At 70.1% G+C, this 25,330-nt stretch carries 26 protein-coding genes; 12 read left to right on the top strand and 14 right to left on the bottom strand.

Going from position 1 to position 25,330, the window contains the following annotated elements; translation table 11 throughout:
* Positions 1 to 230: 230 nt before the first annotated feature.
* The gene (locus tag AB0H75_RS45665; RefSeq protein ID WP_367807444.1) at positions 231 to 704 is read left to right on the top strand and encodes a hypothetical protein; all 474 of its coding nucleotides are present in this window, start codon (positions 231 to 233) and stop codon (positions 702 to 704) included.
* 15 nt (positions 705 to 719) lie between these two features.
* Here AB0H75_RS45665 and AB0H75_RS45660 read toward each other — a convergent pair whose 3' ends face one another.
* From AB0H75_RS45660 to rpsF, 7 genes are all read right to left on the bottom strand, one after another.
* Positions 720 to 1,463, bottom strand: a complete 744-nt coding sequence (locus tag AB0H75_RS45660; protein ID WP_367807442.1) for an amino acid ABC transporter ATP-binding protein — start codon at positions 1,461 to 1,463, stop codon at positions 720 to 722.
* A complete protein-coding gene (locus AB0H75_RS45655; RefSeq protein ID WP_367807440.1) occupies positions 1,460 to 2,299 on the bottom strand; it encodes an amino acid ABC transporter permease in 840 nt (279 codons plus the stop codon). The genes AB0H75_RS45660 and AB0H75_RS45655 overlap by 4 nt, the downstream gene beginning before the upstream one ends.
* Positions 2,296 to 3,162: an ABC transporter substrate-binding protein gene (locus AB0H75_RS45650; protein WP_367807438.1), complete on the bottom strand. Its 867-nt coding sequence runs from the start codon at positions 3,160 to 3,162 to the stop codon at positions 2,296 to 2,298. The genes AB0H75_RS45655 and AB0H75_RS45650 overlap by 4 nt, the downstream gene beginning before the upstream one ends.
* A gap of 166 nt (positions 3,163 to 3,328) precedes the next feature.
* Positions 3,329 to 3,775 carry a 50S ribosomal protein L9 gene (gene rplI, locus AB0H75_RS45645; protein WP_367807436.1) on the bottom strand — a complete coding sequence of 149 codons (447 nt, stop codon included), beginning with the start codon at positions 3,773 to 3,775 and terminating at the stop codon, positions 3,329 to 3,331.
* Between the two features lie 15 nt (positions 3,776 to 3,790).
* Positions 3,791 to 4,027 carry a 30S ribosomal protein S18 gene (gene rpsR / locus AB0H75_RS45640; protein WP_020543048.1) on the bottom strand — a complete coding sequence of 79 codons (237 nt, stop codon included), beginning with the start codon at positions 4,025 to 4,027 and terminating at the stop codon, positions 3,791 to 3,793.
* Positions 4,028 to 4,090: 63 nt separating this feature from the next.
* Positions 4,091 to 4,657, bottom strand: a complete 567-nt coding sequence (locus tag AB0H75_RS45635) for a single-stranded DNA-binding protein (RefSeq protein WP_367807433.1) — start codon at positions 4,655 to 4,657, stop codon at positions 4,091 to 4,093.
* Positions 4,658 to 4,736: 79 nt separating this feature from the next.
* Positions 4,737 to 5,027: a 30S ribosomal protein S6 gene (gene rpsF / locus AB0H75_RS45630; protein ID WP_026214314.1), complete on the bottom strand. Its 291-nt coding sequence runs from the start codon at positions 5,025 to 5,027 to the stop codon at positions 4,737 to 4,739.
* Positions 5,028 to 5,218: 191 nt separating this feature from the next.
* Between rpsF and AB0H75_RS45625 the strand changes: the two genes are divergently transcribed.
* Positions 5,219 to 5,533: a hypothetical protein gene (locus AB0H75_RS45625; protein WP_367807430.1), complete on the top strand. Its 315-nt coding sequence runs from the start codon at positions 5,219 to 5,221 to the stop codon at positions 5,531 to 5,533.
* A 99-nt stretch (positions 5,534 to 5,632) separates the two neighbouring features.
* Here the strand turns inward: AB0H75_RS45625 and AB0H75_RS45620 are convergent, their stop codons facing one another.
* Positions 5,633 to 5,809: a hypothetical protein gene (locus AB0H75_RS45620; RefSeq protein WP_367807428.1), complete on the bottom strand. Its 177-nt coding sequence runs from the start codon at positions 5,807 to 5,809 to the stop codon at positions 5,633 to 5,635.
* A gap of 74 nt (positions 5,810 to 5,883) precedes the next feature.
* On the opposite strand from AB0H75_RS45620, the gene AB0H75_RS45615 reads away from it, so the two are divergent.
* A complete protein-coding gene (locus tag AB0H75_RS45615) occupies positions 5,884 to 6,627 on the top strand; it encodes a deoxyribonuclease IV (RefSeq protein ID WP_367807426.1) in 744 nt (247 codons plus the stop codon).
* Positions 6,628 to 6,690: 63 nt separating this feature from the next.
* Here AB0H75_RS45615 and AB0H75_RS45610 read toward each other — a convergent pair whose 3' ends face one another.
* From AB0H75_RS45610 to AB0H75_RS45595, 4 genes are all read right to left on the bottom strand, one after another.
* Complete coding sequence (locus AB0H75_RS45610; protein WP_367807424.1) at positions 6,691 to 7,755, bottom strand: mannosyltransferase family protein; 1,065 nt, start codon at positions 7,753 to 7,755, stop codon at positions 6,691 to 6,693.
* Positions 7,752 to 9,074: a glycosyltransferase family 87 protein gene (locus tag AB0H75_RS45605; protein ID WP_367807422.1), complete on the bottom strand. Its 1,323-nt coding sequence runs from the start codon at positions 9,072 to 9,074 to the stop codon at positions 7,752 to 7,754. The genes AB0H75_RS45610 and AB0H75_RS45605 overlap by 4 nt, the downstream gene beginning before the upstream one ends.
* A complete protein-coding gene (locus AB0H75_RS45600; protein ID WP_367807420.1) occupies positions 9,071 to 11,653 on the bottom strand; it encodes a transglycosylase domain-containing protein in 2,583 nt (860 codons plus the stop codon). Before AB0H75_RS45600 ends, AB0H75_RS45605 begins: the two co-directional genes overlap by 4 nt.
* A 237-nt stretch (positions 11,654 to 11,890) precedes the next feature.
* A complete protein-coding gene (locus AB0H75_RS45595; protein ID WP_367807418.1) occupies positions 11,891 to 12,277 on the bottom strand; it encodes a DUF5318 family protein in 387 nt (128 codons plus the stop codon).
* A 134-nt stretch (positions 12,278 to 12,411) separates the two neighbouring features.
* On the opposite strand from AB0H75_RS45595, the gene AB0H75_RS45590 reads away from it, so the two are divergent.
* Both AB0H75_RS45590 and AB0H75_RS45585 read left to right on the top strand, forming a co-directional pair.
* Positions 12,412 to 12,996 (top strand): helix-turn-helix transcriptional regulator, encoded by a 585-nt coding sequence (locus AB0H75_RS45590; RefSeq protein WP_367807416.1) that lies wholly within the window; start codon positions 12,412 to 12,414, stop codon positions 12,994 to 12,996.
* Between the two features lie 13 nt (positions 12,997 to 13,009).
* Positions 13,010 to 14,089 (top strand): inositol-3-phosphate synthase, encoded by a 1,080-nt coding sequence (locus AB0H75_RS45585; RefSeq protein WP_367807414.1) that lies wholly within the window; start codon positions 13,010 to 13,012, stop codon positions 14,087 to 14,089.
* Positions 14,090 to 14,166: 77 nt separating this feature from the next.
* Here AB0H75_RS45585 and idi read toward each other — a convergent pair whose 3' ends face one another.
* The gene (gene idi / locus AB0H75_RS45580) at positions 14,167 to 14,751 is read right to left on the bottom strand and encodes an isopentenyl-diphosphate Delta-isomerase (protein WP_367807412.1); all 585 of its coding nucleotides are present in this window, start codon (positions 14,749 to 14,751) and stop codon (positions 14,167 to 14,169) included.
* A gap of 107 nt (positions 14,752 to 14,858) precedes the next feature.
* On the opposite strand from idi, the gene AB0H75_RS45575 reads away from it, so the two are divergent.
* Entirely contained in the window at positions 14,859 to 16,145 is a 1,287-nt protein-coding gene (locus tag AB0H75_RS45575) for an MFS transporter (RefSeq protein ID WP_367807410.1), read from the top strand.
* On the opposite strand, the gene AB0H75_RS45570 is transcribed toward AB0H75_RS45575, so the two are convergent.
* Entirely contained in the window at positions 16,125 to 17,549 is a 1,425-nt protein-coding gene (locus AB0H75_RS45570; RefSeq protein WP_367807408.1) for a CCA tRNA nucleotidyltransferase, read from the bottom strand. The genes AB0H75_RS45575 and AB0H75_RS45570 overlap by 21 nt on opposite strands.
* 126 nt (positions 17,550 to 17,675) lie before the next feature.
* On the opposite strand from AB0H75_RS45570, the gene AB0H75_RS45565 reads away from it, so the two are divergent.
* From AB0H75_RS45565 to AB0H75_RS45540, 6 genes are all read left to right on the top strand, one after another.
* A complete protein-coding gene (locus tag AB0H75_RS45565; protein WP_367807406.1) occupies positions 17,676 to 18,200 on the top strand; it encodes an aminoacyl-tRNA deacylase in 525 nt (174 codons plus the stop codon).
* Between the two features lie 50 nt (positions 18,201 to 18,250).
* Complete coding sequence (locus tag AB0H75_RS45560) at positions 18,251 to 20,389, top strand: DUF6049 family protein (protein WP_367807404.1); 2,139 nt, start codon at positions 18,251 to 18,253, stop codon at positions 20,387 to 20,389.
* Positions 20,386 to 21,993 (top strand): murein biosynthesis integral membrane protein MurJ, encoded by a 1,608-nt coding sequence (gene murJ / locus AB0H75_RS45555; protein WP_367807402.1) that lies wholly within the window; start codon positions 20,386 to 20,388, stop codon positions 21,991 to 21,993. Before AB0H75_RS45560 ends, murJ begins: the two co-directional genes overlap by 4 nt.
* A gap of 143 nt (positions 21,994 to 22,136) precedes the next feature.
* Positions 22,137 to 23,657: a protein kinase family protein gene (locus AB0H75_RS45550; RefSeq protein ID WP_367807400.1), complete on the top strand. Its 1,521-nt coding sequence runs from the start codon at positions 22,137 to 22,139 to the stop codon at positions 23,655 to 23,657.
* A 15-nt stretch (positions 23,658 to 23,672) separates the two neighbouring features.
* Complete coding sequence (gene sigM / locus AB0H75_RS45545) at positions 23,673 to 24,308, top strand: RNA polymerase sigma factor SigM (protein ID WP_367807398.1); 636 nt, start codon at positions 23,673 to 23,675, stop codon at positions 24,306 to 24,308.
* Positions 24,298 to 25,239 carry an anti-sigma factor gene (locus AB0H75_RS45540; protein WP_367807396.1) on the top strand — a complete coding sequence of 314 codons (942 nt, stop codon included), beginning with the start codon at positions 24,298 to 24,300 and terminating at the stop codon, positions 25,237 to 25,239. The genes sigM and AB0H75_RS45540 overlap by 11 nt, the downstream gene beginning before the upstream one ends.
* The last annotated feature ends 91 nt before the right edge of the window (positions 25,240 to 25,330 follow it).

Below are 25,330 nucleotides of genomic sequence, written 5' to 3'. Positions count from 1 at the left end.
GCTTCGACAAGCTGGCCAGCCGCTACCTGGCGGGTGTCACCATCGCCTCACTCATGCTCTGGCTCCGCAACGCCGAATTGTCAGACACTCCCTAGGGATCGGGATGACGTGATGGGAGCCGGAGGGGGTGGAAGAAAGGGATGAGCGACGATGGAGCGTGGCCCGCGCCGAGAAAGTACCCAGAGCGGCCGGACTCCGCCGTGCGGCGGCAGTCGGAGCTGGAACAGGACATGGCCGAGCTGTCGCGCTGGGGTAACGAGCACCCCGACCGTCTGGGAGGCATCTGGTGGACGTACACCACCGAGCCGGAGGGCGGCGTGAGAATGTGTCTCGGGGTCGTCGATGACCCCGCCGCGGTGGCCGCGCAGGTCCGCCCCGCGCTCGCCCATCCGGAGCATCTCGACGTGATCGAACAGCGCAACACCCTGCAGGAATTGCAGCGCCTGGCCGACCTCATCCTGGAGGACCAGATCACCTCGTGGGAAGCGCTCCTGAGATCTGGCCGATACGCCTCCGAGCAGGAGTTCTGGCGCAGCGTGAGTGAGGGCCCCCTGATCATGGGGGCCGACGTCGACCCGGAGGCCAACAAGGTCGCGGTGGGCATCGTCCCTCGCGATTCCGCCTTCGCCGCCGCACTCCTCGACCGGTACGGGGCAGATCGCGTGCACGTCTTCTGGGACACCCTGGCGACGGCGTGGGTCTAGGGGCCCGTTCCAGACCTAGAAACGGCCCGAGTGCACGACGCTCCGCAGGAACTCCCTGGTCCTGGGATGCTCCGGCGCGTCGAAGAGCTGCTCGGGCGGGCCCTTCTCCAGCAGCACGCCGCCGTCCAGGAAGCACACGGTGTCGGAGATGTCGCGGCAGAACCCCATCTCGTGGGTGGTGAGGATCATCGTCATGCCGGAGTCCTTGAGCTCCCTGATGATCGCCAGCACCTCCGTCACGAGCTGCGGGTCGAGCGCCGAGGTGACCTCGTCCAGCAACATCAGCACGGGCTGCGTGGCCAGCGCCCGGATGATCGCCACCCGCTGCTGCTGGCCGCCGGAGAGCTGGTCGGGGTAGGCGCGCGCCTTGCCCTCCAGCCCGAAGCGGGCCAGCAGCTCGTGCGCCTGCTGCTCCGCGCGCTCCTTCGGCACCTTGTGGACGCGGCGGGGGGCGAGCGTGATGTTGTCCAGCACGGTCATGTGCGGGAACAGGTTAAACGACTGGAAGACGATGCCGAGCCGCTTGCGTACGTCGTCCACGTTGACCCGTGGGTCGGTGAGCTCCACGCCGTCGAGCACGATCGTGCCGTCGTCCACCGTCTCCAGCAGGTTCACGCAGCGCAGCAGGGTGGACTTGCCGGAGCCCGAGGCGCCGATGAGGCTCACCACCTCGTGCGGCCGCACCTCCAGGTCGATGCCCTTCAGGACGCTGTGGCCGTGGAAGTTCTTCCACACCCCGTCGATGGTCAGCAGGCTCATGCTCCGCGCCTCCTGCGGGTACGGGCGGCCAGATGGTCGGTGAAGCGGGCCAGCGGGATGGTCAGCAGGAGGAACAGCAGCGCGGCGGCCAGGTAGGGCGTGTAGTTGAACGTGCTCGCCACGTGGATCTGGGCCTGCCTGAGCGCCTCCAGCGGCCCGATCGTCGCCACCAGCGCGGTGTCCTTCTGCAGCGAGACGAAGTCGTTGAGCAGCGGCGGCACCACCCGCCGGACGGCCTGCGGCAACACCACGAACCGCATGGTCCTGGCGTGGCTCAGCCCGAGCGAGCGCGCCGCGGCCACCTGGCTCGGGTGGATGGACTCGATGCCGGAGCGGAACACCTCGGCCACGTACGCCCCGTACGACAACGTCAGCGCGATGATCCCCAGCGTCGCCAGGTCCGTCGGCACGCCCTGCAACCGCAGCGCCGGCAGCCCGAACCCGACCAGGTAGATCACCAGGATCGTCGGGATGCCGCGGAACACGTCGGTGTAGAGCGTGGCCAGCGCCCTGATCGGGAAGAACGCCGGCGTCCTGACCCCACGGGCCAGCGCCGTCAGCAGGCCGATGACCAGGACCAGCGCCTCGGCGACGAGGAAGATCTTGATGTTGAGCACGAACCCGCCCAGCACGTCGGGCATCGCCTCGGCGAACTGCTCCCAGTCGAAGAACGTCTCCCGCACCCGCGGCCAGCCCGGCGAGCCGGTGACCGCCCACACCACGAGGACGAGGAACACGATCGTCGAGGCCGTCGCGATCGAGGCCGACCGGCGGCCGCGCGAGCGGCGGACACGCTCCCGCTGGAGCTGCCGCTCGGACTTGACCCACTCGCTCATGAGAGCTCTGGCGCGCCCACCGCGGAGCCCAGCCACTGCTGCTCGATCTTGGCCAGCTCACCCTTGGACTTCAGCGCGTCCACGGCCTTGTCGACGCACGGCTTGAGCGCGCTGCCCTTCTCCATCACCAGCCCGAACTCCTCCGGCGTGCCGCCGGTCGAGCTGAACTGGCCCACGATCTTGGAGTTGTCGACCTGGGCCGCCGTCACGTAGAACGCCGTCGGCAGGTCGACGACCACCGCGTCCACCTGCTTGTTCTTCAGGGCGTTCACGACGTCGATCTGCTCGTTGTAGACGTTGGGGTCGGCGGCGGGCTGGATCACGCTCTTGACCGCCTCGAAGGAGGTGGTGCCCACCTGCACGCCGATCTTGGCGTCCTTCAGCTCGGCCAGGCTCTTGGCCCCGGCGTACTTGCCGCCCTCGATCGCCACCACGGCCTGCTTGACGGTGTAGTAGCCCTTGCTGAAGTCGACCGCCTTGGCCCGCCTGGGGGTGATCGAGATCTGGTTGACGTCGAAGTCGAAGGTCTTCTTGCCCGGCGCGAACGCCGCGTCGAACTTCACCGTGGCCCACTGCACCTCGCTGCGGTCGAAGCCCAGCTCGCCGGCGACGGCGAAGGCCACCGCGCTCTCGAAGCCCTGCCCGTTGCTCGGGTCGTCGTCCTTGAACCACGGCTCGTAGGCGGGCTTGTCGGTGCCGATGGTCAGCTTCCCGGCGTTGACCAGCGTGAGCTGCTCCTTGGTGCAGGCCGTGGAAGCCGTGGGGGCCGTCGGGGCGGCCGAGGCGGTGCTCGCCGGGTCGTCGACCGGCGCGCAGCCGACGAGCGCCACGGCCAGCGCGAGCAGCGTGAGGGAACGGGCCATGGCCAAGCCTCCAGGGGGACGTGCTGAGGAACGAAAGGCATTCTACGAGGCGACCCGCAGGCTCCGGCCATCGGCCCAGGTCACGCCCGCGGGAACGGAGAACGGCCCCGCTCCGGGAAGGAGCGGGGCCGTTTCGCGGGCCGTTCGCGGCCGGCTGCCGGTCGGGTCAGCCGGCGACCACTTCGACGTCGAGCGAAGCCGACACCTCGGGGTGCAGCTTCACGGTGACGCGGTGGGAGCCGACGCTCTTGATCGGGTTGACGATCTCGATGCGGCGGCGGTCGAGCTGCGGGCCGCCGGCGGCCTTGACGGCCTCGGCGACGTCGCCCGTGGTGACCGAGCCGAACAGGCGGCCGGACTCGCCGGCGCGGGTGGCCAGGCGCACGCGCAGGGCGCCGAGCTGGCCGGCGACCTCCTTGGCGGTGCCCAGGTCGCGGATCTCGCGGGCGTCGCGGGCCTTGCGGATCGTCTCGATCTGCTTCTCGGCGCCGCGGGTCCAGCGCATGGCGTAGCCGCGGGGAATGAGGTAGTTACGGCCGTAGCCGTCCTTGACCTCGACGACGTCGCCAGGGGCGCCGAGGCCGGAGACCTCGTTGGTGAGGATGAGCTTCATGTCGACAGACCTCCCTTAGCGCGCGGTGCTCGTGTAGGGCAGCAGAGCCACCTCACGGGCGTTCTTGATCGCGGTCGCGACGTCGCGCTGGTGCTGGGTGCAGTTGCCCGTCACCCGGCGCGCACGGATCTTGCCGCGGTCGGAGATGAACTTCCGCAGCAGGGCCGTGTCCTTGTAGTCGACGTAGGAGATCTTGTCGTGGCAGAACAGGCAAACCTTCTTCTTGGGCTTGCGCAGTGCCGGCTTAGCCATCGTGGTGCTCCTTTCAGAGCCCCGCCTTCCGGGCGGGAATGGACTCGGACTGATGGACAGGGATCAGAAGGGAGGCTCGTCGCTGAAGTCGTTGCCGCCGCCGCCGAAGCCGCCGCCGCCCTGCTGGCCGCCGCCGCCGCCGAAACCGCCGCCACCGCCGCCGCCGTAACCGCCGCCGCCCTGGGGCGGGGCGGGCGTCGCGGAGGCCCACGGGTCGTCGGACGGACCGCCGCCGAAGCCGCCGCCACCGCCGCCACCCTGGCGGGAGGTGCGGTTGACCTTGGCGGTGGCGTTACGCAGGGACGGGCCGACCTCGTCGACCTCGACCTCGTAGACGGTGCGCTTCTCGCCTTCCTTGGTCTCGTAGGACCGCTGCTTGAGCCGCCCCTGCACGATGACCCGCATGCCGCGCTGCAGGCTCTCGGCGGCGTTCTCCGCCGCCTGTCGCCACACGTTGCAGGTCAGGAAGAGGCTTTCGCCGTCCTTCCACTCATTGGTCTGGCGGTCCATGAACCGCGGAGTGGAAGCGACGCGGAATCGAGCCACCGCTTGCCCCGTGGGGGTGAAGCGCAGCTCGGGGTCGTCGACAAGGTTGCCGACGATGGTGATTACGGTGTCGCCTGCTGCCATGGCTTGCGCTCGCCTTCCTGCACGCCTCTGCTTGGGTTACGGCTCAGACTACGGCTGGCCCCCGACAAAAAGCCGGGAGTCAGTGCACGTCGGGGCGGAGGACCTTGGTGCGCAGGATGCCCTCGTTGAGGTTCATCTGCCGGTCGAGCTCCTTGACCGTCGCGGGCTCCGCGGACAGGTCGATGACGGCGTAGATGCCTTCCGACTTCTTGTCGATGTCGTAGGCGAGCCGGCGGCGGCCCCAGACGTCGACCTTCTCCACGGTGCCGCCGTCGTTGCGGACCACGGTGAGGAACTGGTCAAGGGACGGCGCGACGGTGCGCTCGTCGAGTGAAGGGTCCAGGATGACCATTACTTCGTAACGACGCATGCGGACTCCAACCTCCTCTGGACTCTTGCGGTCACGACGCTCTGCCGTGACAGGAGGACGCTGACGTATGGACCGGGGCGCCCACTTCGGCGCCGCCGGGGCGATGGAGCACCCATCACAACGCAGCGTGCCCAAGGTTACCAGCCACCGGTACGTGGGAAGGCCCCTGAGAAGACAAGGGGGTGGCGGCAGTGCCACATGTGCTTCAGCCCTCTCAGAGGGAGAAATTCCGGCTCACGCTCAACACCGACGGGCGAGCACATCCCGTCGAGAACATCCTGTCCGTCGCCACGCTGCTGCTCGGCCTCGTGGCCTTCTTCTCGACGTTCTGGCCGGCCGCGCACGCCGTCTCGGCCTGGGTGGGCGCGCTCGGCTTCGGCGTCGGCCTGTACTCCCAGTACGTCTCCGCGACCACGCCGCAGCGCTCGCTCAACGTGATCGGGCTGGTCGCCGCGTTCGTGGGGGCCGCGCTCGGCATCGCGCACGGCGGGTTCCTCCCCCGATAGGCACCGCACCACAGGACGACGGCCCCGGAACTCCGGGGCCGTCATGTATGTCGTCGTGTATGTCGTGGTGCGTTATGTCTTTCAGCCGAGAGATGTCCTTCAGCCGAGGTGCAGGTCGACCCCGAGCAGGACGAGGAACCACAGGAACACCGCCAGCAGCGCCTCGGCGATGTCCTTCAGCAGGCCGGGGGTGACGTACTCGTGGACCCAGGCCACGTATAAGCCGATGATCACGTAGACCAGGACGACCAGTGCGCGCACTCGCCATCTCGACATATCGAATCTCCTAGTGTAGGGGGTGCCTGGCGACTTCCCGATGGCGTCTGCACCAAACGGATAAGCTCGGCGACATGGTGCGCATCGGAGCTCATGTCGATCAGACCGATCCGGCCGGCCGGGCCGCGGAGATCGGGGCCGAGGTGGTCCAGTTCTTCCTGGGCGACCCGCAGGGCTACGCCAAGCCGGTGCTGCCCGCCCGGCCGGTCGAGGGCGTGGACGTCTACGTGCACGCGCCCTACCTGATCAACGTGGCCACCACCAACAACCGCATCAGGATCCCCAGCCGCAAGCTGCTGGAGCAGCACCTCAAGGCCGCCGCCGGGCTGGGCGCGAAGGGCCTGGTCGTGCACGGCGGCCACGTCAACAAGAGCGACGACCCGCAGACGGGCTTCGACAACTGGCGCAAGGTGTTCGAGCGCATGGAGTGCCCGATCCCCGTGCTGATCGAGAACACCGCGGGCGGCGGCAACGCGATGGCCCGCACCCTGGAGCGCATCGGCCGGCTCTGGGACGCCCTCGACGGCTTCGACGTGGGCTTCTGCCTCGACACCTGCCACGCCCACGCGGGCGGCGAGGAGCTGGTCGGCCTGGTCGAGCGGGTCAAGGCCATCACCGGCCGGATCGACCTGGTCCACTGCAACGACTCGCGCGACGCGTTCGGCTCGGGCGCCGACCGCCACGCCAACCTGGGCCAGGGGACGATCGACCCCGAGCTGATCCTGGCGGTCTGCCGGGCGGCCGGCGCGCCGATCGTGGTGGAGACGCCGGGCGACGGCCAGGCCGACGACATCACGTTCCTGCGGAAGAATCTCTAGCGTTTACACACAGCCTGTGGATAACTTCCCTGGATTACTGAGAAGAAAAAACGGGTAGAGAGATCAGCCCGCCCAGGCGCCGCTGAGGAACCTGACGGTGTTCAGCAACATCAGCGGCCCCGCGATCAGCACGTACAGCGCGATCACCCACCGCCGCCCGGTCGCCACCTTCGCGACGAGCACCCACAGCGGGAACCACAGCAGCAGCGAGCGCGGGATCGACAGGTAGTACGCCGAAGTCATGAGCGCCGCCGCCTGCGCCCCCGTGTAGACCAGCTCGCTCCACCGCCGCAGCACGAGCAGCCACACCAGCACCGCGACCGCCACCACGGCTCCGGCGATCTCCATGCGGAAGGCCACCGCGAAGTCGTCGCCGCCCATGGCCGAGCCCCACGTCCTTCGCCACGCCTCCCACGGCCAGACGAACTCCCGCCCCCAGCCGGCCTCCTGCGCGTGCTTCCACGCCAGCCAGTCGCCCGACCTGGCGTAGTGGTACGCCGAGTACGCCACCAGCGGCAGGAAGGGCACCAGCAGCCACCCCGCCCGCCGCACCGGCTGCCTGCGCACCGCGAACTCCACGACCAGCGCCACGGCCAGGAACAACCCCGTGATCCGCACGCACGACGCCCCCGCCGCCAGCAGCACCGCCTCCGGCCAGCGCTCCTGCCGGGCGGCCAGCCACGCCGGGACCGCGAAGGCCAGGAACAGCGCCTCGCTGTAGCCCGCCGCCAGGAACACCGCCATCGGGAAGGCCAGCAGCGCCGCCACCGCCATCCACCCGTCGGCGCCCTCCAGCTCGGCCAGCCGGGCCAGCGCCACCACGGCCACCGCGCCCGCCACCAGCGAGATCAGCAGCCCGGCCGTCTCCCAGTCGCGGACCACGAAGTACGCCGCCCGCAGCGCGACGGGCAGGCCGGGGAAGAACGCGGGCAGCCCGGCGTCCGGCGGCCGGCCCGGCTCGCCGTCGTAGCCGTACTGGGCGATGGTGATGAACAGGCCCGCGTCCCACTTGCGCCACTTGCCGGCGTACTCGGCGAACGTGGCGCCGAGTAACGTCGCCATCAGCAGCCCGGCCCGCGAGCCGAGCCAGAGCAGCAGCGCGTCCCTGGCGGCGGAGCGGGTGATCATCGCAGCACGGTGGCCACGGTCAACCGGTCGGGGGCGCCGTCGAAGACCCCGCCCGCCTGGTCGTCGATCTCCCCTTGGCGTACCACGTCCTTGTCCGGGCGCAGGATGTCGCGTACCACGAAGGCCATCATGATGCCGATCGTGATGATCCGTCCCCAGACGGCCGTGAAGTACGTGTCATCGCCGATGCCCAGATCGTTCCGCGACAGCGGCGGCTGCGAGAGCAGGTAGAGCCAGATCGCGGCGAAGTACCAGACCTCGGCGAGCTGCCACAGCACCAGCGGCTTCCAGTTGGGCCGGGCCAGCACCGCGAACGGCACCAGCCAGAGCACGAACTGCGGCGACCACACCTTGTTCGTCATCATGAACGCGGCCAGCGCCAGGAAGCAGAGCTGCGCCAGGCGCGGCCGGCGCGGCGCGGCCAGCGCGAGCACGGCGACGGCCGCGCACATCAGCGCCAGCGACACCATGCCGAGCGTGCTCACGTCCTTCTCGCCCAGGACGGCCCAGCCCTTGTTCTGGAAGAACAACCACGGCGAGCCCCAGTCGACCCCGCGCTCGGCGGAGAAGACGTAGAACCGGCGCCAGCCCTCCCACGCGAGGATCATGAACGGCGCGTTGACCACGACCCACGCGCCCGCCGCCGACCCCATCGTCACCAGGAACGGCCGCCACTTCGCGGTACGCAGCGTGAGCAGGAACAGCGCCCCGGCGAACATCAGCGGGTAGAACTTCGTGGCGATCGCCAGCCCGAGCAGCACCCCGGCCAGCACCTGCCGCTTGCGGGCCCAGGCCAGCAGCATGCCCATCGACAGCGCGCCGGCGACCAGGTCCCAGTTGATGTAGGCGGCCAGCACCACGGCCGGCGAGATCGCGTACCAGAGCGCGTCCCAGCGCCGGGTCGGCCCGGCCACCGCGGCCATGAGCAGAACGCCGAGCACCAGGCAGGCGCCGAGCAGCAGGACGGTCAGGTCGTAGAACCTGACCGCCTGCGCGACCACGTCCCGCTCCACCCACCGCACGACCCAGCTGATCACCTGCATGACCTCGCCCAGCACCACCGGGTACTCGACCTGCTTGTCGAAGGGCACCTGGGCGAAGTAGGGGTTCTGGGTGGACAGCTGCCGGTCGAAGAACAGCGGGTAGATGTCGGTGTAGCAGAAGTTCGTGTAGGTGGTGACCTGGTCGTTCCAGCCGCCGGTGCGGCACGGCAGGCGCACCACGTACGCGAGGCTCGCCCCCAGGGCCGCGATCAGCCCCAGGGGCAGGAAGGGGACGGCACGCGCCGCCAGCGGGACGCGTGCCATGACGCTGGTCACCAGACCTCTCGTCCTGAGGAGCGCGGCGCGGGCGCCTTGCCCCCGCCGAACCCGCCGTTGTCGCCGTTACCGCCGTTGCCGCCGTCGTTGCCCAGGCCGCCGTTGTCACCGGTGCCCTGGTCGGAGCCGCCGTCGTCGTTGACGCCGAAGTTGTCGTCGCCGGTGGTGTCGTCGCCGCAGGGCTGGACGAGGCAGTCCTGGTCGGCGTTGCCGGCGTCATCGCCGAGGGGGTCGTCGCCGCCGAGCGGGTCGTCCGTCGGCGTCGGCGTGGGCGTGGGCGTGGGGCTGGGCACGATGTTCTCCGGCGTGCCGATCTCGGCCTTCTGCGGGAACTGCTCGATCGGCTTGCCCTCGTGCGCGGCCAGCATGAACTTCTGCCAGGCGAGGGTGGGCGGGCCGGCGCCCTCGAAGCCGAGGGACACCTCGACCGGCTTGGTGTAGGGGTTGTTGACGTTGTACTTCTTGTGCGGCTTGCCGCCGGGCGTGATCGGGCAGTTGGAGTGCAGCGGCGGCACGACCTTGCCGGTCTTGGTGGCCACGCACTGCTCGCGGTAGAACCCGACCGCGGCGGAGATCTGCGGCGTGTAGCCGACGAACCAGGCGCCGTTCTCGTCGTTGTTGGTGCCGGTCTTGCCGGCGGCCGGCCGGTTGCCCAGGCCCTTGCCCGCCGCGGTGCCGCTGCGCAGCACCTCCTGCATGGCCACGGTGGCGTCAGCGGCCACGCCCGGGTCGACGACCTGCTTGGCCGGCCGCTGCTCGGGGTAGGCCACCTTCTTGCCCTGCCTGACCTCCCTGACCACGTGCCAGCGGGTGTACTTGCCGGCGTTGGCGAAGATCTGGTAGCCCGCGGCCTGATCCACCGGCGTCACCGGGGCGCTGCCGATGGCGAACTGGTAGTGGTGCTTCTTGACGTCCTCGTCCATGTCCTTGGCGTCGAACCCGGCCGCCTCGACGAGGTTCTTCACGTCGTCGAGCTGGTTGGGCAGCTTGTACGCCATCGACACGAACGCGGTGTTCACCGACTGCGCGGTGGCCTTGATGACGTCGACCGCCTGGCCGACGTTGTGGCTGTTCCTGATGCCGCCGGCCTGCTGGCCCGGCAGGGGATACGGCACCGTCCGGTTGCCCGGCACGTAGCTCTTGAGCGAGTAACCGGCCTGCAACCAGGCGGCCAGCACGTACGGCTTGAACGCCGAGGCGGCCTGCTTCTTGGACTGGAAGGCCTCGTTCCAGGGGTCGGAGATGTAGTCGGTGCCGCCGTAGAAGGCGATGACGCGGCCGTTGCGGGGATCGACGGCGGCGAGACCGGCGTGGAACTCCTTGCTCATGCCCTGCATCGTGCTGGTCACCGCCTCCTTGGCGGCGCGCATGAGCTTGCGGTCGAAGGTGGTGATGATGTGGTAGCCGCCGCTGCGGACCTTGTCCTCGGTGAGGCCGCGCGACTCCAGCTCGTTCAGCACCACCTTGACCATGTAGCCCTTGAGACCGCCCATCTCGTTGGTGGAGTTCTCCTTCACCGTCTTGGGGAACTTGGCGGTCTGCGGCAGGGTGCCGTACTTGTCCGGCCACAGGGTGGCCATGTTCCTGACGACGGTGTTGAAGCGCTCCTTGAGTGCGTCCGCGTCGGCGGACCAGGCCGGCTGCTGGATGCGGGCGGCGAGGTAGGCGCTCTGCTCGGGGGTCAGCTTCGCGGCCGTGACCTTGTCGCCGAAGTACGCCTTGGCGGCGGCCTCGACGCCGTAGGCGCGACCGAAGTTGACCGTGTTGAGGTAGCGCTGGAGGATCTCGTCCTTGGACAGGGTCTCGTCGAGCTTGACCGCGACGAAGATCTCGTTGATCTTGCGCTTGATCGACACTTCCTGGCTGAGGCCGTCGTAGTAGTTGCGGGCCATCTGCTGGGTGATGGTGGAGGCGCCCTGGAGCTGCTGGCCGGTCGCGGTCATGTACAACGAGCGGAACATGCCGGAGATCGAGATGCCGGAGTCCTCGTAGAACGACTGGTTCTCGATGGCGATCGTGGCGTCGCGGACCGACTGGGCCATCTGCGACAGCTTGATGATCTCGCGCTTCTTGCCCAGGCTGGCGATCTCTTTCTTGCCGTCGGCGAAGAAGATCGTGCTCTGCTGGGCGATCGCGTCTTCCTGGGTGCCCGTGGGGACATCGGTGTTGGCGTAGGCCACCATGACCATGCCGAACATCCCGGCCGCCAGGATGACGAAGCCGGCCACCAGGATCTTCCAGCTCGGGACGAACCTGCGCCAGCCGCCGCGGCCCTTCTTGCCGGACGGCCCGGACGGCGGCGCGGGCGGGCCGGACGGCGGCTGCGGCGGGCCGCCCTGGGCGCGGCGGCGCGAGCGGCGCGGGCCCTCGCCACCCGCGCTGATCATGGTCTCCTGGCCGCTCACCACCCGCGTGTCGGCCTGCTCCTGCCGGGCGCGGCGCCCCTGGCGCGGCGGCCGGCCCTCGCGCCCCGGAGGGACGTCCTGGCCGGGCTGGGGCCCGGGCTGGGGCACGGGCTGGGACGGAGACGCGGGGGCACGCCTGGGCGGCGGCTGCTCGTCGTACGGCTGCGCGGCCATGGTGCCCGTCTGCTCGTAGGCGGCTTCCGGACGACGCGGTGGCTGCGCCTGGTTCCAGGGCGACTCGCCGGTTTGAGGTGGAGAACCTTGGGGCACAGAACGGGATGAGCTGGAGCGACGGCGCCTCCCCGGGCGAGCCGTCCCCTCATTCATGCTGTTACTCACACGTCCTCGCACTGTCGTCGGAACAAAAACGGCGTCTGGGCGTGAGGTTTCTCGGCGCCCTCGATGGTCCTGTCACGCTTGGCCCGCGGGGCCAGGCGGCCCGTTCCCGAGGACGTACGAAACCGTCAGGTAATTCCAGGAACAACCTTGACAGACCTCGACGACGTACACCCGGAACTCATCGTAATCGTGGGCCATGGCGGCGAGTTCCGACGCGACCTTTGCCTGTCCGGCATGTGTCCCGAGGGAGTCCCCGTACACGTAGGTCACATGGGTGACGTTCTCCTTCTCGCAGACCGGGCAGAGACGTCCGGTCGGCTCGCCGAAGTGGCGCGCCGCGCGAAGGAGGTAGGGCTGTGCGTCACAGACCTCGCCGCGCGAGGTGCGCCCGGAGCGCAGGGAGCGGACGACCGCCCGTTTCGCGAGGCCGTAATCCACCACCCTTCGCTGTGACCACATGAGCGCCAGACTACGGCGTTTCAGCGGATCATCCCAACGCCTTGGAAAATCCACAGATTGCAGCGATATAGCGGCCCGACGTATCCTGGGGATGTATCGGCTCGATACATCGACGCGAGAGGAGGGCGGTTCCCATGGCCGGCGGGCAGGGCAGGGTCTTGGAGCTGGCCGTGCTCGGGTCGCTGCACGAGACACCGCTACACGGCTACGAGCTGCGTAAACGCCTCAATGCCCTGCTCGGCATGTTCCGCGCGTTCTCCTACGGCTCCCTCTACCCCTGTCTGCGATCACTCCTCGCCGAGGGCCTCATCGCGGAGGAGCAGCCGGCTCCTTCGACGATCGTCGGCGGCCGTTCGAAGATCGTTTACAGGCTGACCGCCGAGGGCAAGGAACGGCTGCAAGAGCTGCTGACCCAAGCCGGGCCCTCCGCCTGGGAGGACGAGAGCTTCGGTGTGCATTTCGCCTTCTTCCGGCACACCGAGGCCGAGGTGCGGCTGCGCATCCTCGAAGGCCGCCGCAGCCGACTGGAGGAGCGGCTCGACGCCGTGCGCACGGCGCTGGCACGCACCAGGGAGCGGCTCGACAGCTACACGCTCGAACTGCAGCGGCACGGGCTCGAGTCGGTCGAGCGCGAGGTGCGCTGGCTCAACGAGCTGATCGCAACGGAGCGTCGGGCCTCGGAAGGGCCCGAAAGAGATACCACGTCAACTGATGAGTAAGGGAGCGAGTGCGATGGGTTCGGTTCGCGTGGCCATTGTCGGGGTCGGCAACTGCGCGTCGTCGCTGGTCCAGGGCGTCCACTATTACAAGGACGCGGATCCGAACACACGGGTCCCGGGCCTGATGCACGTGAAGTTCGGCGACTACCACGTCGGCGACGTCGAGTTCGTCGCCGCCTTCGACGTGGACGCCAAGAAGGTCGGCCGTGACCTGTCGGAGGCGATCGTCGCCAGCGAGAACAACACGATCAAGATCTGCGACGTGCCGCCCCTGGGGGTGACGGTCCAGCGCGGCCACACCTTCGACGGCCTGGGCGAGTACTACCGGGAGATCGTCGAAGAGTCCGACGAGGCCCCGGTCGACGTGGTGCAGGTGCTCCGCGACAACCAGGTGGACGTCCTGGTGTCCTACCTGCCGGTGGGCTCGGAGGAGGCCGACCGCTTCTACGCGCAGTGCGCCCTCGACGCCAAGGTCGCCTTCGTCAACGCGCTGCCGGTCTTCATCGCCTCCGACCCCGAGTGGGCCGAGAAGTTCACCGAGGCCGGGGTGCCGATCGTCGGCGACGACATCAAGTCGCAGGTCGGCGCCACGATCACGCACCGGGTGCTGGCCAAGCTGTTCGAGGACCGCGGGGTCGAGCTGCTGCGCACGTACCAGCTCAACTTCGGCGGCAACATGGACTTCATGAACATGCTGGAGCGCAAGCGCCTCCAGTCCAAGAAGATCTCCAAGACGCAGTCGGTCACCTCGCAGATCCCGCACGAGATGGGCAAGGCCGACGTGCACATCGGGCCGTCGGACCACGTGCCGTGGCTGGACGACCGCAAGTGGGCGTACGTGCGGCTGGAGGGGCGCTCCTTCGGCGACACGCCGCTCAACCTGGAGTACAAGCTGGAGGTCTGGGACTCCCCCAACTCGGCCGGCATCATCATCGACGCCGTCCGGGCCGCCAAGATCGCCCTCGACCGGGGCATCGGCGGGCCGATCCTGTCGGCGTCCTCCTACTTCATGAAGTCGCCGCCGAAGCAGTTCTCCGACGACGAGGCCCGCGAGTACGTCGAGAAGTTCATCAGGGGCGAGGTCGAGCGCTGACCCTCCCGCCGACGCCGGCGCCGCGCCCGCGAGGGTGCGGCGCCGGCCGCGTTCTCAGGGGGCGTGCCGCCGGCGCCTCAGGGGCGCGCGGCCGGCGGGAGGCCGGCGGCGGAGGCGGGCTCCCAGGCCAGCGGGTCGGAGCCCAGCTCGGCCAGCAGCGGCACCTGCTCGCGGCACCACGGGGAGATCGCCAGCAGCCCGTTGCGCGCGCCCTCGGCGAACTCCTTCCACGGCATCCACATCGTCTCCCCCACCTCCTCCGGGTTGGGCGCCACGGGCCCGTCGACGGTGACCCGGTAGACCGGGCACAGCTCGTGCTCGACGATGCCGTTGGCCATGACGGCGCGGTAGGAGAAGGCGGGCAGCATCAGATCGGCGCCCGCGGCGCTCAGCCCCAGCTCGTACGACAGCCGCCGCAGCACGGCCAGGTCGAGGGCCTCGCCCGGCAGCGGATGGCCGCAGCAGCTGTTGGTCCACACACCCGGCCAGGTGATCTTGTGATCGGCCCGCTTGGTGAGCAGCACGCGGCCTTCGGGATCGAAGACATAGCTGGAGAACGCCAGGTGAAGCGGGGTTTCCTGGCCGTGCACCGACGTCTTGGGTGCGGTGCCGAGCGCGCGGCCGTCGCGGTCGACCAGCACAACGTGTTCCTCTGTGGTCACGCTTTGAAGCGTACGCAATGACGCCACCCGCCAGGAACACCCGGATCGGCCTGCTGCATCAACCTCCTCCGCATCCTAGACGACGCGCGCCCGGCTAGGCTGGCGGCGTGTCCTTCGTCGCCGATCTCCGCGTGGTCCTCCAGGGCAGGGATTTCAGGCGCCTGTTCGGCACGCGGCTGGTCTCCCAGTTCTCCGACGGGATCTTCCAGTTCAGCGTCGCCGGGTTCGCCTTCTTCAGCCCCGAGAGCCGGACGACCGCGCTGCAGGTGGCCGCCGGGCTGGCGGTGCTCCTGATGCCGTACAGCGTCCTCGGCCCGTTCGTCGGCGTGTTCATCGACCGGTGGTCGCGGCGCCAGATCCTGGTCGTGGCACCCCTGGTGCGCGGCGCGCTGCTGCTGCTGGCCGCCGCGCTGGTCGCCGCCGACGTGCCCGATCCGGCGTTCTACGCGGCGGCGCTCGGCGTGCTGGCGGTCAACCGGTTCTTCCTGGCCGCGCTCGGCGCCTCGCTGCCCCACGTCGTCCCGGCCGACCGGCTGCTGTCGGCCAACGCGGTCGTGCCGACCGCGGGCACGGTGGTGACGTTCGTGGGCGCGGGCGTGGGGTTCGCGCTGCGCGAGCTGGTCGGCGGCGACGACCCCGGCGTGGCGGCGCTGCTGGTCGCCTCCGGCGTGGTGTTCGGGCTGAGCTCGCTGATCGCCCGGCGGATGGACCGGATGTTGCTCGGCCCCTGGCCCGACCCCGACCGGCCGCAGGCCCGCGAGGCGCTGCGCAACGTGGTCGCCGGCCTGGCCGACGGCGCCAGGCACCTGGCCGGGCACCGGTTCGCGGCGGCGACCATGGGCGCGATGGCCGCCCACCGCTTCTTCTACGGCATGGCCACCGCGCTCGGCATCATCCTCTACCGCTACTACTTCACCGACGGCGACCCCGACGCCGCGCTGCGGGGCATCGGCCTGGTCGTGGCCACCTCCGGCGCGGGCTTCTTCGTCGCGGTGCTCATCACCCCGTACGCGACCGAGCGTTTCTCCATCGAGCGCTGGGTGCCGATCGCGCTGACGGCGGCCGGCGTGCTGTCGGCGGCGCTGGTGCTGCCGTTCCAGGAGTGGGGGCTCGCGGCGGCCGGGTTCGTGCTGGGCGTGGCCGGGCAGAGCGTCAAGATCTGCGCCGACACCGTCGTCCAGCGCGACGTCGAGGACATCTACCGGGGCCGCGCGTTCTCCATCTACGACATGCTCTTCAACGGCATGTACGTGCTGGCCGCGGCCCTGTCGGCGGCCATCCTGCCGGCCGACGGCAAGTCGTACGCGGCCGTCGCGATCATCTCGCTGGGCTACCCGCTCGCCGCGCTCGCCTACCGGATCGCCGCCCGCTCCTCACGCACCGAGGCCGTGTGACCTGGCCCACTCCAGCAGCGCCTCGGTGGCGGCCTCCTTGCCGATCGCGCCCTTGTCGAGCCTGAGTTCGAGCAGGAACTTGTAGGCCCTGCCCACCACCGGCCCCGGCCCGACGCCCAGCACGCGCTGGATCTCGTTGCCGTCGAGCTCCGGCCGGATCTTGGCCAGCTCCTCCTCCTCGGCCAGCCTGGCGATGCGCTCCTCCAGATGGTCGTAGGTGCGCGAGAGCGCGGCCGCCTTGCGCTTGTTGCGCGTGGTGCAGTCGGCCCTGGTCAGCTTGTGCAGCCGGTCGAGCAGGTGGCCGGCGTCGCGGACGTAGCGGCGCACGGCGCTGTCGGTCCACTCGCCCGTGCCGTAGCCGTGGAAGCGCAGGTGCAGCTCGACCAGCCGGGAGACGTCGGCCACGACGTCCTTGGGGAACTTCAGCTCGCTCATGCGCTTCTTCGTGAGCTGGGCGCCGACCACCTCGTGGTGGTGGAACGACACCCGGCCGCCCGCCTCGTGCCGGCGCGTCTTGGGCTTGCCCACGTCGTGCATGAGCGCCGCCCAGCGCAGGACGCGGTCGGGCTTGCCGTCCTCCTCCTGGGCGATGGCCTGGTCGAGCACGGTCAGCGTGTGCTCGTAGACGTCCTTGTGCCGGTGGTGCTCGTCGATCTCCAGGCGGAGTTTGGGCAGCTCGGGCAGCACGCAGGCGGCCAGGCCCGTGTCGACGAGGAGTCGCAGCCCCTCTCTGGGGTAGAGCCCGCAGATGAGCTTGTCCAGCTCGTCCCGGATGCGTTCGGCGGAGACGATCTCGATCCGCTCGGCCATCGCCGTCATCGCCGCCAGCGCGGCGGGGTCCACGGCGAAGCCGAGCTGCGAGGCGAACCTGGCGGCGCGCAACATCCGCAGCGGGTCGTCGTCGAAGGAGCGCTCCGGCGGGCCGGGCGTGCGCAGCACCTTGGCGGCCAGGTCGGCGAGCCCGCCGTACGGGTCGACGAACTCGTGGCCCGGCAGGCGCACCGCCATCGCGTTGACCGCGAAGTCGCGCCGCTCCAGGTCGGCCTCCAGCGTCTCGCCGTACATGACCTCGGGTTTGCGCGACTTCGGGTCGTACGACTCGCTGCGATACGTGGTGATCTCGATCAGCCAGTTGCCCTTGCGCAGGCCGACCGTGCCGAAGTCGATGCCGATCGTCCACACCGAGTCGGCCCAGCTCCTGACGATCTCCAGCACCCGCTCGGGGCGGGCGTCGGTGGTCAGGTCGAGGTCGTTGCCGACCCGGCCGAGCAGGATGTCGCGCACGGGGCCGCCCACCAGGGCGAGCTCATGCCCCTGCGCGGAGAACAGGCGGCCGAGCTCGTCGGCCACCGGAGCGATCTTGCGGAACAGGTCGGTCACGGCCTGCCGCTGGCTGTCGGTCAAAGTTGAGTCCACCACAACCGGGTTGGTCCTTCGTCATCCGGAACATATCCCCCGGGCCACATGAGGTCCGGGTTACCTTCGGTCAAGGGACCGTCGGGGGCCATGCAACAAGGCTAGGAGGTCTACATGAAGGACGCCCTCGCGATCCACCGCTGGCTCCTCGCTCACCAGGTCCATCATGAGATCGTACGCCTTCCGCGCCCCATGACTTGCGCGGAAGAGCTCCCCGAGACGCTCTCCGCCGCGCCCGAGCGGTGCCTGATGGTCAGGGTCTTCGAGGTGGCCACCAGGATCGGCCGCGAGGCCGTCGTCGCGGTCGCCTTCCCGGTGTCCGCGCCTCCGCGTCCCGGCACCGTGGGCGGCCTGCTCGGCGTGCGCCAGGTGCGCCCGGCGCCGGCCCACGTCGTCAACGCCGCCACCGACTACGCCCACGGGCTGGTGTGCCCGCTGCTGCTGCCCGAGTCCCTGCCGCTGCTCATCGACGACCGGCTGCGGGCCGACACCGAGCCCGTCTTCACCGCCACAGGAGAGCGCCACACCGCGCTCAGCATCAGGGCCCTCGACCTGGTGACTCTCCTGCCAGGCAAGATGGTCGACCTACGCGGCCCGCGGCCCAGAGGATCACGTGGGGCGGTCGCGGGGCGGCACTGAACCCGTACCATTGCGGGCGTGCGTCGTCGTACTCCAGCCCGGGCAGCCGCGTGATCCGTAAGACCGCGCTGCTCGCCGTGCTGTCCGCCGCGTTGCTCGCCCCCGTCCTGGCGGTGACGCCGAGCACGGCTGCCACGAGCGCGCCATCCAGCAGGCAGTCGCTGTCCGTCGCCATCGCCTCCATCACGCCCTCCGTCCCGCGCACCGCGACCGAGGTGATCAAGTTCACCGGCACGGTGCGCAACGACAGCGGCACCGACATGACCGGCCTCCAGGTACGCCTGCGCTACGACGCCCAAAAGCTGCCCGACCGCGCCTCCATGTCCACCTACCTCAACGACCAGACCACGGCGACGCTGCCGGTCAACGTCTCCACCCGCACCTCCTACATGGACCTGCAGCCGCTGGCCTCGGGGAGCAGCGCCCGCTGGGAGTTCCAGGCCACGCCGGTCCAGCTCGGCCTGCGCGAGTTCGGCGTCTACAAGATCGCCGTGGACATCGCCCAGTACGGCGTGCCGCTCCAGGCGCAGCGCACGCTGCTCACCTACGCGCCGCCGACCCCGCAGAAGCTGCCGCGCACCAAGCTGGCCGTGGCCCTGCCGGTCATCGACCAGCCCCACCGGGCCACCGACGAGCCCGTGTTCGTCGACGACAAGCTGAGCCAGGCGATCAGCGGCAAGGGCCGCCTGGCCGACCTGCTGGCCATCGCCCAGTCCGCGCCCAGCAGCGTGACGTGGTTCGTCGAGCCCTCGCTGCTCGACGACCTCGCCGTCATGTCCAAGAACTACAAGGTCAAGACCAAGGACGGCGAGCAGGACAGGCCCGCCAGCGCCGCGGCCGGCCAGTGGCTGCAGGCCATGCGCACCGCGCTGGCCGCCTCCCCCGTCGTCGCCGTCCCGTACGCCGACCCCGACATCACGGCCCTCACCCACCAGGGCCTGGACGACCAGCCCGGCCGGGCGATCAGACTCGGCGGCCAGAAGGCCAAGGAACTGCTCGGCCGCGACGTGAAGACCACGATCAACTGGCCGGCCGTGGGCCTGCTCGACGCCGACGCGCTCGACCTGCTCGCGGTCAGCGACGACAAGGTCGACACCGTCCTGCTCAACTCCACCAACCTGCCGCCGCGGCAGCAGGCGCAGGCACAAGCGCCGCTCACGTTCACGCCCGACGCCGCCGCCACCCTCGACACGGTCAACGGCCCCGTCACGGCGCTGGTCGCCGACACCGAGCTGAGCCGCCTGTTCGAGCCCCAGGCCGGCTCGTCGCTGCTGCTCAGCACGCAGCGCTTCGTCGCCGAGACCGCGATGATCGCCACGGAGCCCGGCCAGGTCCTGCCCCGCTCGGTGGTCGTCGCCCCGTCGCGGCGCTGGGACCCCAACCCGGCGCTCGTCACCGGCCTGCTCGACACCGCGAAACGGCTGCCCTGGCTCCAGCTCACCTCGCTGGAGTCCGTCAAGCCCGGCAAGGCGTCGGTGCCGCGCGCCGGGCTGACCTACACCGACCAGGACCGCCGCGAGGAGCTGAGCGGCAAGTACCTGGGGCCGATCAAGGAAGCCGCCGCGCAGGCCGAGCTCACCACGCTCATCAAGAGCACGCGTACGCCGTCCGGCTTCGACGCCGCGGTGCTGCGCGCCGCCTCCTCGGCCTGGCGCAACAACACCCGCATGGGCCGCGCGGTGACGAGCGCCGTGAGCAAGGAGGTCACCGAGCGCGTCAACCGCGTCCAGATCACCGGCGTCGGGCCCGACCGGCCGAAGACGCTGGCCGGCAGCAACGGCGAGGTGCCCATCAGCGTGAAGAACTCCAGCGGCGCCGAGGTCAAGCTCTACATCGACGTCAAGTCCGCCGACCAGAAGCTGCTGCAGATCATCCCGAGGAAGGACCGGCAGGAGCTGCTGACCATCGGCGCCGGCCAGAGCGGCACCGTCCAGGTGTCGATGAACGCCACGCCCGGCACCAGCGGCGACGCGACGGTGATCGTCCAGCTCAAGACCGCCGACGGCAAGGCGTACGGCGAGCCGCAGCGCCTGACCATCCGCACCACCGGCTACACCGGCATCGCCTCGGTGATCGTGGGCGCCGCGCTCACCGTCATGCTGGCCGCCGTGGTGACGCGGGTGCTGCGGCGCAGGGCCGAACGCAGGCGCGCCACCGCCGCCAGGAACCGGGAGAGTGAAGCCGTATGAGCCGCATGATGCGGGCCAGCGCCATCATGGCGGCCGGGACGATGGTCTCCCGGGTCACCGGGTTCGTGCGGACCATGGTGCTCGCCTACGCCATCGGCACGGCCGCGCTGGGCGACGCCTACAACGCCGCCTACTCGATCCCGTACAGCATTCTCGACCTGCTGCTGCTCGGCGTGCTCAGCAGCGTCGTGGTGCCGATGATCGTGCGGGCCCAGCAGCACGACCCCGACGGCGGCCGGGCCTACGAGCAGCGGCTGCTGACCGTGGCGACGGTAACGCTGGCCGTCGTGGCGGTGCTGGCCGTGCTCGCCGCGCCGCTGCTCATCGAGCTCTACACCGGCTGGGCGCCCGACAGCAGGAAGTACGAGGTCAGCGTCATGCTGGCCCGGTTCATCCTGCCGCAGCTCGCCTTCTTCGGCATCGGCGCGGTGGCGGGCGCGATCCTCAACACGCGCGACCGGTTCGGCGCGCCCATGTGGGCGCCGGTGCTCAACAACCTGGTCGTGATCTGCGTGTTCGTGGCGTACGCGCTGGTCAGCAGCGCGCGCGACAACGTCGAGGCGGTCACCGACCTCGACCTCGCGCTGCTCGGGCTCGGCACCACGGCCGGCATCGTGGCCCAGGCGTCGGTGCTGATCGTCGCGCTGCGCCGGGCCGGCTTCTCCTTCGTGCCCCGCTTCGACCTGCGCAACGCCCGGCTGGGCGAGATGGGCAAGGCCGGCATCTGGACGATCGGCTACGTCATCGTCACCCAGCTCGGCTTCCTGCTGACCACCAACCTGGCGGCCAGGGCCGGCGACGAGGTGTCGGGCCACGGCATCAGCCCCTACTCGCTGGCGTTCCAGCTCTTCCAGCTCCCGTACGGCGTCATCGGCGTCTCGGTGATCACGGCCATGCTGCCGCGCATGAGCCGGGCGGTCGGCGATGGCCGGCTCGGCGAGGTGCGCGACGAGTTCGGCTCCAGCGTGCGGCTCATCTGCGCGCTGATGGTGCCGGTGTCGCTGCTGCTCATGGTGCTCGGGCCGGCGATCACCGTGCCGATCTACGGGCACGGGGCCAACACCGTGGCCGACGCGGTCTACATCGGCAACGTGCTCCAGGTCTACGGCCTGGCGCTGGTGCCGTTCTCGGTCTTCCAGCTCCTGCTGCGGGTCTTCTACAGCTTCGGCGACACGCGGACGCCGGTCTACGTCGGGGCCGGCACGACCGCGGTCAACGCGGGGCTGATGGTGGTGTTCTACCTGCTGCTGCCGGCCCGGTACGCGGTCATGGGGCTGGCCCTCGCGTACGCGATCGCGTACGGGCTGGGCGCGGTCCTCGCCTGGTGGCTGGCCAGCCGCCGGGTCCACGGCCTCGACGGCTGGACGATCGGCATGGCGCTGACCCGGATGTACCTCGCCTCGCTGCCCACCGCCGTGCTGGCGCTGGCCGCGGTCTGGGCGGTCACGCAGGCGTTCGGGGGTCTCGGTTTCGTCACCTCGCTCATCGTCCTGGCGGTCGGCGGCGGCCTCGGACTGCTGCTCTACCTCGGTGTGGCTCACAGAATGCGCATACCGGAGGTCAACTCGATCGTTGGGATGGTCGCGAGACGGGTAGGTCGGTAAAGAAACTCGGCACTACGATGGAGTCCGACACGCGCGAATGGAAGCAGGAGGGGCGTGGGCGGATCCACCCGGCATAGCGCGCCTTCGTGGGACACCACGCGGGAGAGACGAGTCATGCCCGATCGGCCAAGCGGAGTGAGCCAGTGAGCACATCGGCCGTCGAACCCGGCACCCGCCTCGCCGAGCGCTTCCGGCTGGAGGACCGCGTCAGCGAGTCCGACGGCGCGACGCTCTGGAAGGCCATCGACGAGATCCTGGCCCGCCCCGTGGCGGTGCACACCTTCGCCCCCGACTTCCCCCGCGTGCACGAGGTCGTCACGGCCGCCCGCGCGGCCAGCCGGCTCACCGACCCGCGCCTGACCCAGGTGTTCGACGCGGCCGAGGACGACAAGCACGCCTACGTCGTCAGCGAGTGGGTCACCGGCGACTCGCTGGCCGACCTGCTGGCCGGCGGCCCGATGGAGCCCGAGCGCGCGGCCGGGCTGGTGGCCGAGGCCGCCGAGGCCCTGGCGCACGCCCACGAGGCCCGCCTCTACCACCTGTGCCTGCGCCCGGCCCACCTGGTGTGGACCACCGGCAACACCGTCAAGGTGCTCGGCGTGGCGGTCGACGCCGCCATGTACGGCCTGACCACCGACCAGCCGGCGCTCGACGACGCCGAGGGCCTGGGCCGGCTGCTGTACGCGGGCCTGACCGGCCACTGGCCCGGCGACGAGGAGGAGGGCGGCCTGCCGCCGGCCCCCATGATGGACGGCCGCTTCTGCACGCCGCGCCAGGTCACCGCCGGCGTGCCCGGCTACCTCGACGCCGTGACGGTGCGGGCCTGCCTGCCCGACTCGCGCAGGGGCCAGGGCGCGCTGTCCAGCCCGGCCGAGATCGCCGAGGCGCTGGCCGACGTGGCCAGGCCGATGCCGATCCCCATCGCCTACCCCGCCACGCCCACGGTGCCCGCCGCCTCGCACAGCGAGGGCCTCGACGTCGCGCACCGCCCGCAGACCACCCAGACCCCGAGGCCGCACGTGCCGCGGCGCCCGCCGGGCGGCGGCGGCAGCACCCTCAACCGGGTGCTGATGACGATCGTGGTGCTGCTCGTCATCGTCGCGGTCGGCGTCGGCGCCTGGACCATCGGCCGCAGCCTGGGCAGCGGCACCGAGCCGGAGGCGCAGCCCACCACGCCGAGCGCCTCGGCGTCCTCGTCCTCCGCGGCGGCGGCCCAGGTGGTCAAGCCGGACAAGGCCCGGGGCTTCGACCCGCTCGGCGACGACGGCGACGAGAACACCGACGAGGCCAAGTTCGCCATCGACGGCAAGCCCAGCACCCTGTGGAAGACCCAGAGCTACACCAGTGCCGAGCTGGGCAACCTCAAGAAGGGCGTCGGCCTGCTGCTCGACATGGGCAAGTCCGTCCAGGTCAGCGACGTGGCGGTGACGCTGGCCGACGCCTCGGGCGCGGGCGTGGAGCTCAAGGTGGGAGGCTCGGCCGACCTCGGCTCGCTGAAGACGGTCGCCACGGCCAAGGACGCGTCCGGCAAGACCACGCTGAAACCCGATCAGGCGGCGAGCGGACAGTACGTTTTGATCTGGTTTACCCGACTTCCGGCGGATGCAGGGATGTTTCGTGGCACCATCTATGAAGTAGTCGTGCACTCTCCCGGATCGGCATAATCAGGAAATTCTCTTGTGAACTCCCCACCCGATACACCTTCAGCAGCGGATCGGCCGGCGGTCACGGACGCCGAGCTGTTGACCGCGCACATCAACGGGGATCCTCACGCCTTCAGCGAAATCGTCAAACGGCACCGCGACCGCATGTGGGCGGTCGCCCTGCGTACGCTCGGTGACCCGGACGAGGCCGCCGACGCGGTGCAGGACGCCTTCGTCTCCGCCTATCGCAAGGCCGCCTCGTTCCGCGGCGAAGCGGCCGTCACCACCTGGCTGCACCGCATCGTGGTCAACGCCTGCCTCGACCGCATGCGGCGCAAGTCCGTGCGGCCGGTGGCCGACGACGAGCTCATCGAGGCCGCCGAGCGCGAGACGCCGATGCCCGACCAGACTCTGGAGCGCGAGGTCTCGCTGGAGGTTTCGGCCGCTCTCAAACTGCTGCCCGCCGACCAGCGGGCGGCCCTCGTACTCGTGGACATGATGGGTTATTCGGTCGAAGACGCAGCTCAGGTGCTGGAGGTGCCGAGCGGCACCGTGAAGAGCCGGTGCGCCCGCGGGCGTGCGAAACTTGCCCCGATTCTTTCGCATCTGCGGAACCGATCTGAGCTCAATCGCGTCTCATCCGCGAAGGGAGCAGAACTTCGTGACGGGTGATACGCACTACGATCTGGAGACCCTCGCCGAGTTGGCCGAGGATCTCCTGGACGCTGCCACGGCACGCCAGGTCCGCGAGCATCTCGCGGTATGCGACCCCTGCGGGGAGCGGCTGGCCGACCTGGCGGCGGTTCGCGAGGTGCTCGCGGCGACCCCCACCCCGGCCATGCCGATGGGTGTCGCATTGCGCATCGACAAGGCCCTGGCGGCCGAGGCGGAATCTCGACGCGGGGCGGTCGGCCTCGCGGAGACGCCTGACTGGGACGAGCTCATGCGGGACGCCCCCTGGGAGCGGCCGGTCGAGGTGCCGCAGCCGGTGGGCGCCGTGAGCCGTACGGGCGCGGGCGGCCGTACGGAAGCGGACGCCGCCGAGCCCGTGCGCCTCGGGGTGGTCTCCGACGACGGCACCATCGTCCCGGCGAGCACGCGGTCCACCAGGCGGCGCCGTTGGGCGCTGCCCGCGGTGGCGGCGGCGGCCGCGGCGGCCGTGGTCGGCACGGCGGTGGTCTCGACGAACCTGCTCGCCTCCGGCGGCTCGACGGCCGGGTCCGCGCCGGTCGCGCTGCCCGCCACCAGCGCTTCGAAGGACTTCACGAAAGCGCCGGCGCGGGCTTACAAGCTGACCGACAGCGGCTACAACTACAGCGACAACGAGCTGCGCCAGCCGATGGAGCAGTTCTTCGGCTTCGCCCAGGGGCAGCAGCCGATGGGCGGCGACAACTCCGGCACCGACCCGGTGTCCCGGTGCGTCAGCAAGGTGGGCGACCGCAGCAAGCTGGAGACCTTCGCGGTCGACCAGGGCCAGTACAACGGCCAGGAGGCGCTCATCGTCACCTCCTGGAAGAACCGCGCGGCCAAGAAGATCCGCATCGACATCGTCGATCCGTTCAACTGCAAGAACCTGCGCAAGCCCGCGCTGGGCCGCTGGTAGCCCTCGCTCGCGTTCATCGTGCGAAGAGCCCGCTTCGGCGGGCTCTTCTGCTGTGCGCGGAAACCCTGTGGAAAAGTACGCACAAACGGTC

Source organism: Nonomuraea sp. NPDC050783, from assembly GCF_040802095.1.
Taxonomy (GTDB): Bacteria; Actinomycetota; Actinomycetes; order Streptosporangiales; family Streptosporangiaceae; genus Nonomuraea.
The sequence above is the reverse complement of the archived record's forward strand: the minus strand, read 5'-3'. Positions and strand labels throughout refer to the sequence as shown.